The sequence below is a fragment of the Pseudomonas sp. EB271-G4-1 genome (assembly GCF_058791355.1).
Map to the genome: position 1 here is coordinate 79,166 of NZ_JBYTEO010000025.1, position 14,943 is coordinate 94,108.

The 14,943-nt window shown below is 55.9% G+C and carries 15 protein-coding genes; 3 read left to right on the forward strand and 12 right to left on the reverse strand.

The genetic code is table 11. The features are described 5' to 3' along the window. Nucleotides 1–27: 27 nt before the first annotated feature. From AC3WWR_RS14630 to AC3WWR_RS14640, 3 genes are all read right to left on the reverse strand, one after another. Nucleotides 28–1,032, reverse strand: coding sequence for a YqaJ viral recombinase family nuclease (locus AC3WWR_RS14630; protein ID WP_131672071.1), 1,005 nt, complete (start codon nt 1,030–1,032; stop codon nt 28–30). A gap of 73 nt (nt 1,033–1,105) precedes the next feature. After that, nucleotides 1,106–2,074, reverse strand: a complete 969-nt coding sequence (locus AC3WWR_RS14635; RefSeq protein WP_131672070.1) for a DUF932 domain-containing protein — start codon at nt 2,072–2,074, stop codon at nt 1,106–1,108. Nucleotides 2,075–2,163: 89 nt separating this feature from the next. Further along, nucleotides 2,164–2,493: a hypothetical protein gene (locus AC3WWR_RS14640; RefSeq protein ID WP_038606415.1), complete on the reverse strand. Its 330-nt coding sequence runs from the start codon at nt 2,491–2,493 to the stop codon at nt 2,164–2,166. Nucleotides 2,494–2,777: 284 nt separating this feature from the next. On the opposite strand from AC3WWR_RS14640, the gene AC3WWR_RS14645 reads away from it, so the two are divergent. Genes AC3WWR_RS14645 through AC3WWR_RS14655 form a run of 3 tightly spaced genes read left to right on the forward strand, consistent with a single transcriptional unit; the run spans nt 2,778 to nt 5,188 of the window. Beyond that, nucleotides 2,778–3,002, forward strand: coding sequence for a helix-turn-helix transcriptional regulator (locus tag AC3WWR_RS14645; RefSeq protein ID WP_017131382.1), 225 nt, complete (start codon nt 2,778–2,780; stop codon nt 3,000–3,002). Further along, the gene (locus tag AC3WWR_RS14650; protein ID WP_131672069.1) at nt 3,002–4,468 is read left to right on the forward strand and encodes a YfjI family protein; all 1,467 of its coding nucleotides are present in this window, start codon (nt 3,002–3,004) and stop codon (nt 4,466–4,468) included. Before AC3WWR_RS14645 ends, AC3WWR_RS14650 begins: the two co-directional genes overlap by 1 nt. 15 nt (nt 4,469–4,483) lie before the next feature. Next, nucleotides 4,484–5,188 carry a hypothetical protein gene (locus AC3WWR_RS14655; RefSeq protein ID WP_131672068.1) on the forward strand — a complete coding sequence of 235 codons (705 nt, stop codon included), beginning with the start codon at nt 4,484–4,486 and terminating at the stop codon, nt 5,186–5,188. A 251-nt stretch (nt 5,189–5,439) separates the two neighbouring features. Here the strand turns inward: AC3WWR_RS14655 and AC3WWR_RS14660 are convergent, their stop codons facing one another. The 9 genes from AC3WWR_RS14660 to eat form a co-directional block, all read right to left on the reverse strand. Continuing rightward, nucleotides 5,440–6,642, reverse strand: a complete 1,203-nt coding sequence (locus tag AC3WWR_RS14660; protein WP_131672067.1) for a tyrosine-type recombinase/integrase — start codon at nt 6,640–6,642, stop codon at nt 5,440–5,442. A 538-nt stretch (nt 6,643–7,180) separates the two neighbouring features. Continuing rightward, complete coding sequence (locus tag AC3WWR_RS14665; RefSeq protein WP_033045470.1) at nt 7,181–7,927, reverse strand: S24 family peptidase; 747 nt, start codon at nt 7,925–7,927, stop codon at nt 7,181–7,183. 228 nt (nt 7,928–8,155) lie between these two features. Beyond that, complete coding sequence (gene ppa, locus AC3WWR_RS14670; protein WP_020796295.1) at nt 8,156–8,683, reverse strand: inorganic diphosphatase; 528 nt, start codon at nt 8,681–8,683, stop codon at nt 8,156–8,158. Nucleotides 8,684–8,796: 113 nt separating this feature from the next. Then, nucleotides 8,797–9,609 (reverse strand): M90 family metallopeptidase, encoded by an 813-nt coding sequence (locus tag AC3WWR_RS14675; protein WP_020796296.1) that lies wholly within the window; start codon nt 9,607–9,609, stop codon nt 8,797–8,799. A 4-nt stretch (nt 9,610–9,613) separates the two neighbouring features. After that, on the reverse strand, nt 9,614–10,270 hold the full coding sequence (locus AC3WWR_RS14680) for a DedA family protein (RefSeq protein WP_020796297.1): 657 nt from the start codon (nt 10,268–10,270) through the stop codon (nt 9,614–9,616). A 203-nt stretch (nt 10,271–10,473) separates the two neighbouring features. Beyond that, nucleotides 10,474–10,935 carry a GNAT family N-acetyltransferase gene (locus AC3WWR_RS14685; protein ID WP_020796298.1) on the reverse strand — a complete coding sequence of 154 codons (462 nt, stop codon included), beginning with the start codon at nt 10,933–10,935 and terminating at the stop codon, nt 10,474–10,476. Nucleotides 10,936–11,051: 116 nt separating this feature from the next. Beyond that, on the reverse strand, nt 11,052–11,888 hold the full coding sequence (gene eutC / locus AC3WWR_RS14690) for an ethanolamine ammonia-lyase subunit EutC (protein WP_492598823.1): 837 nt from the start codon (nt 11,886–11,888) through the stop codon (nt 11,052–11,054). Further along, entirely contained in the window at nt 11,885–13,279 is a 1,395-nt protein-coding gene (locus AC3WWR_RS14695) for an ethanolamine ammonia-lyase subunit EutB (RefSeq protein ID WP_020796300.1), read from the reverse strand. The genes eutC and AC3WWR_RS14695 overlap by 4 nt, the downstream gene beginning before the upstream one ends. Nucleotides 13,280–13,389: 110 nt before the next feature. Beyond that, complete coding sequence (eat, locus tag AC3WWR_RS14700; RefSeq protein ID WP_020796301.1) at nt 13,390–14,760, reverse strand: ethanolamine permease; 1,371 nt, start codon at nt 14,758–14,760, stop codon at nt 13,390–13,392. Nucleotides 14,761–14,943 lie beyond the last annotated feature (183 nt).

A 14,943-nucleotide genomic window follows, 5' to 3' on the forward strand; every position in this document is an offset into this window, starting at 1 on the left:
AGGGGAGAGAATTGGGGAATAGCGGAGTCAGTTGATCAGGAAGCGACGACTGCCTTCCTTGGTTTTGGTGTAGCGAACTTGTAGGTAGGGTTTCTCTTGCAATAGGCGTTGGACATCGAGTACGGCACTGTCCTTGGATTTCTTCCAGCTGATGTAACCGCTGGAAAACTCCGCTCGGGTGGCCTCGCCCATGGCCTGCAGCAGTATCTGCTTGAGCTGGGCCTCGCGCGTTTCCTTCTCGCCGATGGACTGGCGAACGGCCTTGAGTTCCAGGTAGGCCGCTGCTAAACCGGCGCGACTGCTGAAGTCGACGGTCTGGCCGTTGTCTTCTGGGTACAAGCAGCGCAAAGCTGCTTCAGCCGATGCGCTACCGTCGGCCGGTGGCGGGGTATCGGTTTCCACGTAGGTCCAGAACTTGCGCTCCAGTTCGATCAGGCGAGCGATCATTTGCTCGTCACGCTCGATGCGATGGATCTCCAGGTGCTGACCGCCCAGCAGTACCGCCACATCCGCTGCCTGCTTGCCAGTGACGGCGAGCTGGTGCATCACTTGAAGCTGCACATACTCGGGGACGCCGTCCTTCCAAAGGCGTGCCCCATTTATGCCGGCAGTTTTGCATTCGAGGATCTGTACGTCGTCTGCGCCGATCACCTCGCGGTCGATGTTGGCGAGCATCCAGGGTAATTTGGGATTCGGATGCTGCAGCACGGCGTTGATCCGTCGCACCTTGTTTTTGGTGCGCTTGCTGTAGTGCCAAGCGACGATGGGTTCCAGCACATTGCCCCAATAGGCTGGGCTCTCTTCATCATGAGGATCTATTTTCGGTAACGTGGCATCGCGACCGGTCTTTTCAAGCCATAACTCCAACTGCGATTTGTACGGGTTGAGGCCAACCGCCGCGCCTGCGTCGGAGCTACCGATACCTCGTTTACGTATGGCGAGCCAGTCCTCACGCGGCAGCTCTTTAGTGCTGACCAGGCGAAGAGCAGGGCGGGGCTTAGGGGTACTACTATTCAATGAGGTTGCTTTCATCGTGTTCACCTTGCAGGCATAAATACGTCCGACCAGCACAAGGCTGACCGGGCGTGGCGATTGACGAGAAGGGTTAAGCGGCAAGACGCAGGGCTGCATCCAGGGCGCGTTGCTTGATCTGCGCACCTTGACCAAACCACGCCGAGTCCATGCGGTACTCATTGCTACGTGCGCGGCGCTCATGATCGACGTACTCCGTCACCGCATTGAGCAAGCCCCAGGCGGTGCCGCGTGTCGATTCGAGCTGGCTGCCCCGACCACGGCCTTCATACAGCTCTTGCACCTTGCGCAGGCCGCGTTCGTTGGGTAGTTGCTCCGGTAGTTGATTGCTCGGATTTACCTCACACAACACCGACATGAAATATCCAAGAGCCTCATGCCACTGGACCTTGCGTTCAGCGAGATGGCGCATGCGATACATGAACTCGTCCCAGCCGGAGACGGCTATGCCGAGTTGCTTCTTCACTGCCTTCGGATCGAAGCGGGTATTGTGCGGCACCTTGATTGCACGAGATGAACCGTCCAGGGCTATCGTCAAGGTGTTGTTGCATACCACGCGCACGGTGGTGGGTGTTGCCGTGGTGGCCAGGGTGCCGTCGCAGGACGTGGCTAGCAGCAGGTAGCCGTTGACCTGATCGTTTCCTTTCAGGGCAGCGCCTTGTCCGGTGCGCGCCAGTGCCCAGAACTTGCGCCCGCCTTTGAGTACCCCCGCAGTCTCCAGCTCGTAACCGGAGACCTCGGTGAGGTCACGATAGAACTCCAAAACTTCCCGAGGCTGGACGGTGTGGTAGCGCTGGGAAACCACCGACAGCGGTGCTTTGGTGTCCGAACGGTAGAGCACCTTTTGCTCGGGGAAGGAGTGGATGCTGCCGAGATGGCCGACAGTATCGGCTTTGAAGTGAACGGGGCTTTCTTGGATTGCCCAGTCCATCCCAGCTTCGCGTTGCCAAATTTCGATAGGTTGTTTCTGAGTGAGCTGATTGCCCAGGCCATGCCAGGGAGTTACGCCAGCGTAGGCCATAGTTTCGACGAAATGAGCCATGGTGGTGATTCCTTTGGGTGCGCGCCGGCATAAAGGCTGCGCATCGCGCAGCACCATCCGGACGTCATAAATGAGAGTGAGGTAATGGATTAAGCAGGCAGATTGAAGCGGTGGCCGCAGAGCAGGCAGAGGTTGTGGGCCAGGACGTGGCGATCGAGCGACTCACCCAGTTGGGCGCCGAGTGCGCAGCCGCCAACACCGCCGGCAAGGCCACCGAGGATGGCCCCTGAAACCGAGCCGAGACTGATACCGACTGGTCCGGCGATAGCGCCAATCAGCGCACCAGCCTGCCCACCAGCCAGTGCAGCACTGACGCCACGAGCAACACCGCCAACGGTACCGATGGCCGCGCCGACTTTCATGGCGTGATGGAAAGAAGCGACTTTGGGGGAATGACAGCGAGGGCACTGCAATGACATGGGGTTAACCTCCTTGATGATGTAGTCAGGGAAGTTATGTGTGGCCGAAAAAATAACGAATGGAATTTTCATGGAGGGTGGACGCCCCTACGGCCGCTACTGTTGCTACCGCTGTAGCAGCTTTAGCAGGTAGCGGAGGGCTATTGGTTAGAAAAATGTTGAGGGTAGTCACTCTCGGAATCTCAGACATGTCAAGGCAACCGCTAAAAATAATATCTGTTTAGTGGTTTGGCTGTTTCTATTTCACCTACCAGATACCGTTGAGGCGTCTGAGGGAGGGTCTTATGCAAATAGATAGTTTTGAGGATGAACTTCGAGTAATCCGCATTAATCGGCTTCAGGTCATGCTGGGGCTCAGTCGGTCGACTATATATGAGCGAATCAAACCAGGTTCAAAGTGGTTTGATTCGGATTTTCCTAAGCCGTTCAAGATCGGTAGCTTCGCAGTCGGATGGGATCTGCGGGAGATAAGAGCATTTATTGAACTGAAAAAACAGGAGGGACGCTGATGCATGGTGAGAGGCCGGCGCGGCAGCCGTCATGGAATCGGACTCCACCGGGACCAAAGGAGGCATCAAGTAAACATATTGCACCGGATACTGTTCCGGATTTACCGTTCGAAGTTTTTTCTGAAGCAGTTGATGAGGTGCAGAGAAACATACAATCGCCAAGAGAGCTGGCTGTTTGCTCTGCGTTGGCGATGATGTCATTAGCTTGTCAGGGTCTATATGATGTTAGGTCGCCACTAGGTAATGTTTTCCCGTTGTCGCTTGCTATCATGGCGATTGCCGGCTCTGGGAGTGGAAAGTCACCGACGCTTCGTGCGTTGTCTGCAAGTGTATTTAAATATCAAGAAACGATCCTTGTGGAACGTGGGCTTGAGTTGATTAAGTACAGATCTTTACATGCTGTTTGGCTAGAGATTTTAAAAGCATATAAATCTAAATTAAGAAGGTGCGTGAAACGAGATGAAGATACGGAAGAAGTTGCTAGGTTGATCTGTGAGCATCAAAATAATGAGCCAAGTCCACCATTGAGCTTGTTGTTTCTCAATGACGATGTGACAGTCCAGGCTTTGTTTCAAACTATGAATGGGGGGCTGTCGTCGGCAGGATGGATCTCCAGCGAGGCGTCAGGGATTCTGAAAGGAGGGGCGTTTCAAAATTTCGATAAAATCAATTCAGTCTGGAGTGGGGATGGTGTGCGGGTGGGGCGTGTTTCAAGTGAGTCCTATCAGGTGCTCGACGCAAGACTTGTCCTTTGCCTAATGATTCAGCCTAGTGTTTTTGAGTCATTCAACGAGATCAAGGGAGATGCTGCAAGAGGTACGGGTCTTACTTCTCGTTTTTTATTTTGCCGGCCTAAGTCCACTCAAGCCCCTAGAATTACAGATGGATCTGAGCAGCGATGGGACGCCTGTGAGAGGTTTGGAGATAAAGCTGTTGCTCTTCTGAAAGAGTATGTTAGTGGTCGTCGTCTTGGCAAGTGTACTAGAGAAGTGATTCGATTGTCGGAGCGTGCTAGTGAGATCTGGAACAATACGCGAAATCAGATAGAAAAAGAAATTTCGGAAGATGGGATTTATGGGTGGGCGCCAGATCATGCATCAAAGCTTGCAGAAAATATGATTAGATTGGCTGCTATATTTCACATATTTGAGGGGCGCGCGGGGGATATTTCTGAGACGACGATGCGGGCGTCAATTGAGCTTGGTTATTGGTTTTCGCGTCAGTTTAATAAAGTATTCAGCCCTGATACCATGCTAGAAAACGATGCAAGTGAGCTCCACGCTTGGATTAGATCGAATTATGATAAAAAAGGTGAAAGGAGAATTGATAAAACCTACATTAGACGTCATTGTCCAAATAGGCTTAGGGATTCGGTTAAGCTGGAAGATATATATGAAAAGCTTGCCTGTGATGGGTTGATTCGCCTTGTGCAGGAAGGTAAAAAAGGGGTCGTGATTCTTAATTGAAATGGCTGGGGCTTTATGGGTGCGTACAATTCAGTTGCGGAAGTTGAAAGCGCAGGGGCTTATATCGCACTGTCAAGGTTGCGAGCGATGTTGCGGTTTTCGCTTAGAAAATATTGGCCAAAGGAATCGTTCAATCTTTATAGAAAACATGTTTCTCGATTTGTGGAAAAGCAGGGGGTTGTTTCTGAGAGGGATATTTTGAAATGCTGGCTAAGGGAGGGTGATGCTCGTGGTACGGTAGAGTTGAAAGAGAGATTTTTCTATGCGGTTCTTTATTATGAAGCGGCAGTATTGAGGCTTGCGGAAAGGCGTCCTGAAGCTTCGGCAGTACTGGCTATGAGATCTGCATTAGAGATTGGAAGATTCGATGGGATGCAGAATTTTATGTCTGTAGTGAATTTAGCTTACAATGGAAGGGTTTTGGGGGCTAAGGTTGGGAAAAAGATAAGAGAAGACATTTATGAAATGTTAGCTGAATTGTTAGTGTCTAGCCCGGCCAATCCATGGCGTAGTTATGCTGAGGCCGCTAATACGCTTTTCAAGGCGCTTTCAGAATATGTGGACAGGAATTGGATCTCATTAGATTTGGATGTTTACGAATTTATTGTTACGAGTATAGAGAAAAAAGGTAAGGTTCGAGATCACTATTTTAGACATGCATTAAAGGGGCGAGATGTATCTTGTCCTAATTGTGCTGAAGTGTTTCGTGTTGAGCCCTAACTATCTGTAATGTAAAGATGGATTCTTGATGCCGGCCCTGAGTCGGCATGAATTTATAGAAGTATTGGATTTGCCAAGCTTTGATAGCTTTGCGCGATCTTGTCTGTCTCACTAGGTTTCAAGTTTTCTCTGCTCATGATCTAGAACGGCATCTGCAATGTGTCACTCGGTGGGTTTTGCCGCCTTGAGGCGCCTTGCTTTATGCGCTTATTTTATATTTCGAGGCGGCGACCTCTAGATAAATTTTATATTCAGGTTGTTGGCGGACGGGTCGTAAATATGCTCCAGTCATTCATAAGTAAGCGCCTCTTATCCAGAAAGTCCGAGCGAGAGTATGCACCTTCAGTCTGATCACGCTCGTCATGTGCTAGCGCCATTTCACAGACCTCCCGTGGGTAATGAGTGCATTCACCGGCCCAATCACGAAATGAAGACCGAAACCCATGACGAGTGATGTGTTCGTAACCCATGTCATGCAGTAGGGTTCGTATAGCGTTTGCGTGCATTACCCCTGTCTTGCCTTGGCCAGGGAACAGAAAGGGACTTCTTTCTCGCGGAACTCTCTTCACCAGCTCTACAACTTCCTTGGCAAGGGGAATGACGAAAGCTACTCGCATTTTCATTCGTTCATCTGGCAGCGACCAAGTGCCTGCTTCCAAATCAAACTCATCCCAACGAGCAAACCTAACCATGTGGGCGCGTGCGCTGGTCATGATCAGTAGTTGAGCGGCCCAGGACGGGGGGGTGGAGTTTGCCCTGAGCTTTGTCATCAATTCCGGCACCTCCTGCCAGCGCAATGCTTCAAAGTGCTCACGCTTCCGAGTCTTCCTCTTTTCCGAGCGGCTCAACAGATTGTCTAAGTGCCCGCGCCAGCGAGCAGGGTTCTCACCCTGTCGCAAGTTGCGTGCCTTGGCCGCGTCCAGGACCTGTTCTATTTGCCCACGCACTTCGTCAGCGGTTCTGGTCTTGGTGGCCCAGATGGGCTGCAATACCTTAAGCACTTCGGGAGTGCCGATGTCTTCGGCTGACAGCTTGCCTATGTGATCAAACGCATAAAGCTCTAGCTTTCGCAGCCAGCCTTTTCGCCATTTATCCGACCACGCCGAGCCGTGAGCATCACGGTAGTCCGTTGCGAGAGTCTCGAACTTCATTTGCTTGGCTTCACTTGCACGCTGGGCTTCCCGTTGAGCGGCGCGCTCTATGTCTCTGGCTGCCAGGGGATCAATGCCATCACTCAGTTGGCTGCGTTTAGCGCTGGCGTCTTGCCTGGCCTTCTTGAGGCTCACCTCAGGGAATGAGCCCAGACCCATCTCTCTACGGCGGCCTGCCAGTTGGAAGCGAAGCAGCCAGGATTTACGCCCAGTAGGTTTGACGACCAAGCGAAGCCCATCACCATCTTCATAGGTGCCAGGTTCGGTCAGGTTTTCTACTTGTTTCGGATTCAGCTTAGCCATTAGATTTTCCCTATCGCCCCTTTTGTCCCCCCACCTGTCCCCCCACTTCATCGTCGGATGAGGTCAAATGGCGTTGAACGCCATCGGACAGAGGAATGCCTGAAACCCCCGGAATAGCTAAGCTATCAGGAAGATTCTTGGATGGGATAGGATTATTTCGGACAATTAAAAAGCCGGCTTGTGGCCGGCTTCTCGGGGACTGGCTTGGTTCATTTTTGGTAAACCGCGCCAGCCTTCAAAACGTACACCCGGATCTTGCGTCCGGCTGTGGGACTTGGCGAGAAAGTCATCTGCCTTGTCGGTGCGATCAGGGCCGCTTGGCGGGTCGATGCGCAAATGTGGGGCGCAGCATACTGATTTTTTTGTGAAATTCCCAGCTTGGTGTGTGAGATGGGGTTCCTGGGTGGGCGAATTGGGTGGTCTGGTGTTTGATCGCTAGCTCTTGTAGGAGCGAGCATGATCGCGAAAAACCCGAGAACGCTGCGGGGTGCCAGATTTCCCGCGTAATCGTTGACGTCCATCGCGAGCATGCTCGCTCCTACAGAAACGGAAGCGGTGGCCGGCGTTTGTTCAGTGTCGACCACCAGAACACCCAGCCCAGTACCCTGATGTTCTGCTCTTCGATTTGCGCGGGCCTGAAGATTTCATCGGGGTAGTCCGCGCGGTTATGGCTGCGCAAGCGCAGGGAGTTGCCCGGCAGTCGGTGCAGGTATTTGATGCGCAGCATGCCGTCATGTTCGATAGCGTAGATTTCGCCATCGACAATCTGGGTCAGCCCGCGATCGATCGCCAGGGTGGAGCCGTCATCGATTTTCTCGGCCATGCTGTTGCCGATCATCGCGGCGCCGATGGCATCGGTGTGATTAATTTCCAGGAAGTCGAGGTGGCTGCGGGGCAGGCGCAGGCATTGTTCGCGGTCTTCGATGACGTGGGTCTTGTTGGAGCCGGGGGCCGTGATCACTTCCTTGTAGAACGGCAATTCGATGTCGATGGGTTCGACCACGGTGTAGACACCTCGGATCGCCTGGGCGTCGAAGGTGTTGCCGGAGTCGTCGAGCAGGCGCAAGTGCCTGGCGTCTTTCAAGCCTTCGCCGGTTTTCAGCCAGTCGCTGTTGACCGAGAGTTTCCTGGCGACTTCTTCCATGCAGTGGGCGGGCACGCCGCGGCTGTACCAGTTGTGTACATTTTGCGGAGCCGTATCCAGGAATTCGGCGAATCCTGTCGTCGTGATGTTCGCTGCTTCAAGGAGCGCTTTAAACCGAGGGCCGCTAGTGTTCTTTTTCATGACCGGGAGTCTACTGGCGCCGGTCAGGGGTTTGAATAAACGTCCCGTTCAAATTTCGCGGGAAATTTACGACTGGATGTGAGACGCGTTGGGTAAAAAATAAACATGAAAACCTTGGGATGTGGCGAGATCAACAAACTGTTTAAAGCGGCTTTACAGGCGCTCAAAAAAAACCCCGGATCAACCGGGGTTCTTCTTGAAGCTAAGGCTCAAAGCCTGCAGCTGCTCTTAGCCTTTATAGTTGGCAACCGACTGGGTGATCGCAGCACGGGCGGCGTCTGCGCCGTCCCAGCCTTCGATTTTTACCCATTTGCCTTTTTCGAGATCTTTGTAGTTCGCGAAGAAGTGCTCGATCTGCTGGATCAGCAGTGGAGGCAGGTCGGTGTATTCCTTCACGTCGACGTACAGCTGGGACAGCTTGTCGTGTGGAACCGCGATCACTTTGGCATCGCCGCCGCCATCGTCGGTCATGTTCAGGATGCCGACTGGGCGAGCGCGGATCACCGAACCTGGAGCAACCGGGTAAGGGGTTACGACCAGCACGTCGAGGGGGTCACCGTCGTCTGCCAGGGTGTTCGGGATGTAACCGTAGTTGGCCGGGTAGAACATAGGGGTGGCCATGAAACGGTCAACGAACAGGCAATCGCTGTCTTTGTCGATTTCGTATTTGATCGGCGCGTGGTTGGCCGGAATCTCGATCGCGACGTAGATGTCGTTCGGCAGGTCTTTGCCAGCCGGAATCTTGCTGTAGCTCATTGGGCGTTGCCCCCGTTAGTTGACCAGAAACACTTGGCCGGATTGACCAAAAAGTGGCGGCGATTATAGGCATATTCCTACGGCGACGCCACGTACCAGAGGTCGTGTAGACCTTAGTCGTGTGCCTGATAGACCGGGTTCTCGGCCAGAAGTTGTCGCAGCCTCGCCAGCGGGTCCTGGCGATAGAACAGCTTGAGTTGCTCGTAGACCTGTGGATAAGCCTCGTGCAGCAAATCCGGGGCACTGAAGAAGTATTCGCTGGTGACGGCGAAAAACTCGGCCGGGTTTTCCGCGGCATACGGATCAATGGCAGTCTCGGCGTCTGGATTGCGCTCCAGTTGGCGGTCGAGGTCGTCGTAGGCCTCTTGCATGATCCTGGCCCAGTCGCTGACGCGCATATTCGCGTGCAGCGGGGGCAAGCCGTTGGCATCGCCATTGAGCATGTCGAGCTTGTGCGCCAGTTCGTGGATCACCAGGTTGTAGCCCTCCCAGCCACCGCTGGCCATGACCCCGGGCCAGGCCAGGATGATCGGCCCTTGCTGCCAGGCTTCACCGCTGTGCTCGCCGTCCCATTCGTGCACGACCCCACTGGCGTCGCGATGGCGCTGGGGGCTGAGGAAGTCGTCGGGGTAGAGGACGATTTCGTGAAAGCCCTGATACCAGTTCAGGTCGCCCAGATGCAGCAACGGCAGTTGCGCCTGGGCGGCGAGCAGCAGGCGTTGTTCCTGATGCAGCTCGACACCGGGCAGGGCGGTCAGGTGTTTGTCTTGCAGAAACAGTACGCAGGCTTCACGCAGCCACTGGTCTTCGGCGGCGCTGATGCCATCCAGGAAACTCAGGTGATGACGCACCCGCTGCCACATGTCGTCGGCTATCGGGTGCCTGGCCAGGATGCGTCGACGTCGCCAGGCGGCAAGGGACCACATCCTGTCAGCGCGATGCGGTTTTGGAGTTCGAACTGCCAAAACGGCTGCGCACGACACCAATGATCATCGGCACCAGCGACAGCAGGATGATGCCGACCACCAGCAGCGACAGGTTCGATTTGATGAAGGGTACGTTGCCGAAGAAGAAACCCAGGGTGACCAGGCCGCCGACCCAGAGCACCGTGCCCAGCACACTGAAGGCGAAGAAGCGCGGGTAAGGCATTTTCGCGACGCCGGCGACAAAGGGGGCAAAGGTGCGGATGATCGGCAGGAAACGCGCCAGGGTCACGGTTTTGCCGCCGTGTTTGTCATAGAAATCGTGGGTTTGTTGCAGGTAGTCGCGCCGGAAGATCTTCGAGTTCGGGTTGCTGAACAATCGTTCGCCCGCCGTTCGTCCGATGATGTAGTTGGTGCTGTCTCCGAGGATCGCCGCGAGCATCAGCAAGCCGCCCAGCAATACCGGGTCCATCCCGCCACCGGCCGCGACGGCGCCAGCGATGAACAGGAGCGAATCTCCCGGCAGGAAAGGCATGACCACCAGGCCGGTTTCACAGAAGATCACCAGGAAGAGAATGGCGTAGATCCATGGCCCGTAGTTGTTGACCAGCAAATCGAGGTAGACATCGAGATGCAGGACGAGATCGAGCGGGTTGAAATCCATGGACGGCACCTGTGGTAACGGCCCGGTTCGGCAGGCCTGCGGATGACTTCGCGTAAGACTACAGACAGGAGGTAGTTTTTCTTACAAGCCGGAAAGAACGGAATTATACGGGCTGGGAAGTGAAAAGCGCGTAGGGTTTGTAGCAGGGGATTTCTGCGAGAACCAGATCGCAGCCTTCGGCCGAACGCTGCGATCTTTTTTCCTTACAACTCGTCGCTGATCGGCAATACGTAGTTCTTGAACTCGGTGTCTTCCTTGAATCCGATGGATTCGTAGGTTTTTTGTGCCACTTCGTTGTTGCTGCTGGTGGACACGCGCATGCGCACCGCGTTGGTTTCCTTGGCCATTTTCTTCGCGGTGCGGATCAGGTTGTCGGCGACCAACTGGCGGCGGGCGTCTTCGGCGACGTAGATGTCGTTTAGGATCCAAACGCGCTTGAGCGAAAGCGAAGAAAAGCTGGGGTACAGCTGACAGAAGCCCAACAGTTTGTTGCTGTCGTCATCGGACAGTGCCAGGTAGATCACCGATTCCTTGCGCCGCAGGCGTTTCTCGAGGAACGCCCGGGACGAGTCCGGGTACGCCAGGGAGCCATAAAACTCGCGATATTTGACGAACAATGGGGTGAGCAGGTCCAGGTGTTCGAGGGTCGCTTGAATAATCCGCATGGTAGTTCTCGTCTTCAAGTGGCTGTCTTCACGTGCTTTGGCGGCAAAGGATACTCACTGGCAGCCGTGCATCGATCCTGCCTGAAAAGGATGAGAAAGTGCAATGCGGAAGCGGTTCAGGCTTGCGGTGAATCCAGTAGGAAATTTCCTTTAATGTCCGCTCCTGCGTCTGACTCCAGCGTTTGCACCTGCGCTTCGTCCTTCAGGTTGACTCCGGATAACTGTCGCCGGCACGCCTCGCGCATCAAATAAAGCAAACGGTGTGCCGCCATGCCGTAAGTCAGGCCTTCGAGGCGTACATTCGAGATGCAGTTGCGATAGGCGTCGGTCAGGCCGACCTTTGGATTGTAGGTGAAATATAATCCCAGGCTGTCTGGAGAGCTCAGGCCAGGGCGTTCGCCGATCAGTATCACGGTCATTTTTGCATCCAACAGTTCGCCAATTTCGTCGGCTACCGCGACCCGGCCCTGTTCTACCAGTATCACCGGTGCCATAGACCATCCGTCGGCTGAACTCTGCTCTGCAAAGCGTGCCAGGAACGGCAGTGTGTGGCGATGCACAGCCAATGCCGACAGCCCATCGGCGACCACGATGGCGAGATCGACCCCCGCAGGATTGGCTGCGGCGTATTCACGCAGTTTTTTTGCCGACTCCACGCTCAATTTTCGCCCCAGATCGGGGCGTTGCAGATAGCTGTTGCGATCAGTTGCAGCGCTATGCAGCAACAGGCTGTCACGACCGCATTCGGCCAATTGCTCGCTGAGGGCGACATGATCAAACGGCAAGTGCACCGCGTCTCGCGCCTGGGCGTGGGCAAACTGAAAGTCCAGTTGTGCACGGGTCGGCAGGCTGGTGCCGGTGCGGCCCAGGGCAATGCGTGCGGGGGTCAGGCGTCGCAGTTCCAGCCACGGGTTGTGCGGATCAAAAGGTGGTTTTTCCATATCGACACTCATCCCAATTGCGCCAAGGCCTGGCGGAAGGCCGGCGGCAGGCTGTTACCGAAGAGGACCTTGCCGTCCGGTTGCGTGAAAATGCCCATTTTCGCCAGCCATTGCTCGAACTCCGGCGCAGGCTTGAGCCCCAGCGTCTGGCGGGCGTACAGCGCATCGTGGAACGACGTGGTCTGGTAGTTGAGCATGATGTCGTCGGAACCGGGGATGCCCATGATGAAGTTGATCCCGGCGACCCCGAGCAGGGTCAACAGGGTGTCCATATCATCCTGGTCGGCCTCGGCATGGTTGGTGTAACAGATGTCGCAGCCCATCGGCACGCCCAGTAGCTTGCCGCAGAAGTGGTCTTCGAGGCCGGCGCGGATGATCTGCTTGCCGTTGTAGAGGTATTCGGGGCCGATGAACCCGACTACGGTGTTCACCAGGAACGGCTTGAAATGGCGGGCCACGGCGTAAGCCCTGGTTTCGCAAGTTTGTTGGTCGACGCCGTGGTGGGCATTGGCCGACAGGGCGCTGCCCTGGCCGGTTTCGAAATACATCAGGTTCTTGCCGAGCGTACCGCGGTTGAGGCTCAAGCCGGCGTCGTATCCTTCCTGGAGTACATTGAGATTGATGCCGAAGCTGGCGTTGGCCGCCTCGGTGCCAGCGATCGACTGGAATACCAGGTCCAGGGGGACGCCGCGATTGACCGCTTCGATCGAGGTGGTGACATGGGTCAGCACACAAGCCTGGGTCGGGATTTCGTAGCGTTGGATGATCGCATCGAGCATTTCCAGCATGGCGCAGATCGAGGCGATGCTGTCGGTGGCCGGGTTGATGCCGATCATGGCATCACCGTTTCCGTGCAGCAGGCCATCCAGAATACTCGCGGCAATGCCGGCCGGTTCGTCCGTCGGGTGGTTGGGTTGCAGGCGGGTAGACAGGCGACCGCGCAGGCCCAAGGTGCCGCGGAACTGCGTAACGACCCGGATCTTCTGCGCGACCAGCACCAGGTCCTGTACGCGCATGATCTTCGACACGGCAGCCGCCATTTCCGGGGTCAGGCCGGGGGCGAGGGCGCGCAGGACCTGTTCGTCGGCGGCGTCGCTGAGCAGCCAGTCGCGAAAACCGCCGACAGTGAGATGGCTGACCACTGCGAAAGCCTGTTTATCGTGGGTGTCGATGATCAGTCGGGTGACTTCATCGGTCTCATAGGGAATCAGGACTTCCTGCAGGAAGTGGCTCAGCGGGATGTCGGCCAACACCATCTGCGCAGCGACGCGCTCGCCGTCATTGAGGGCGGCGACGCCGGCCAGATAGTCCCCGGAGCGTGCCGGGGTGGCCTTGGCCATCACTTCCTTGAGGTTTTCAAAGCGGTAGGTCTGGGCGCCGACGGAATGGGCATAAACGGCCATGGGCGGTGTCCTCCAAATAACTCAAATTCACTGCTTATCCTTTGTAGGCGCTGTCGAGTGCAGCGCCTACAGGGGCGTGGTATGCACCTTGATAGGGCGGTGCCGGGCTGCTAGATACCTTCGAGCATAGCGTCCGCCGGTGCTTCGGAGCGCTGCCGCGCGGTCAATTGGAAATACAGGTAGCCGGCCGCCATGAAGCCAAGGAAGACCAGGCCGATCAAGGTGTTGAACCACGCCATCGCGACCAGGCACACCAGCGCCAGGAACAGCGCGATCCCCGGTACGATCGGATAACCCGGTGCGCGGAAGGTGCGCTCGAGGTTCGGCTCGGTTTTACGCAGTTTGAACAGGCTCAGCATACTGATGATGTACATGACGATGGCACCAAATACCGACATGGTGATCATCGCCGCCGTCAGCGACATGCCTTGCAGGTTGACCAGGCCATCGCTGTAGATCGCTGCAATGCCGATCACGCCACCGGCCAGGATCGCCCGATGTGGGGTCTGGAAGCGCGAAAGCTTGGCCAGGCTGCGTGGCAGGTAACCGGCGCGGGCCAGGGCGAAGAATTGCCGCGAGTAACCGAGAATGATCCCGTGGAAACTCGCCACAAGGCCAAACAGGCCGATCCAGACCAGCATGTGCATCCAGGTCGAATTGTTGCCGACTACCGCTTTCATGGCCTGGGGCAGCGGGTCATTGATGTTTGCCAGTTGACGCCAGTCGCCGACGCCACCGGCCATTACCATTGTGCCGATGGCCAGGAACACCAGGGTCAGGATGCCGCTGACGTATGCCCGGGGAATCGTACGTTTCGGGTCCTTGGCTTCCTCGGCGGCCATGGCGGCGCCTTCGATGGCGAGAAAGAACCAGATGGCGAAGGGAATGGCGGCGAAAATGCCGGGAATGGACGCGATAGTGAATTCACTGGAGCCAGACCAGCCATTGAGCACGAAATTGCTGAAACTGAACCCAGGCGCGACCACACCCATGAACACCAGCAGTTCGGCGACGGCCAGCACGGTCACCACCAGTTCGAAGGTGGCGGCGATGCTGACGCCGAGAATATTGAGGGTCATGAACACGAAGTAGGCGCCGACGGCGGCGATTTTCGGGTCCAGTTCCGGGTATTGCACATTCAGATAGGCACCGATGGCCATGGCGATGGCCGGGGGCGCGAAAACAAACTCGATCAGGGTCGCGATGCCGGCGATCAATCCGCCTTTTTCACCGAAGGCTCGCCGACTGTAGGCAAATGGCCCGCCCGCATGGGGAATCGCCGTGGTCAACTCGGTGAAACTGAAGATGAAACAGGTATACATCGTTGCCACCATCAGGGCGGTGACGAGGAACCCCAGGGTCCCGGCGGTGCCCCAGCCGTAACTCCAGCCAAAGTACTCGCCGGAAATCACCAAGCCAACGGCAATGCCCCATAAATGCAGGGTGCCGAGTGTGGGTTTGAGCTGTGTGGTAGTTGTCATAAGTCCTCGCTGGCCTTTTTGATTGGACTTTCGGGTGCTGCGTTTGGGTGGATTGCGGGCACGCAAAGGCCGTGCCAGAGCGGCCAAGGGCAGTTGTGCTGTGTCATTAGGGACGCCTTCGCGAGCAGGCTCGCTCCCACAGTGCGCGGGGTCGGCCCCACAAAACCCCTGTGGGAGCGAGCC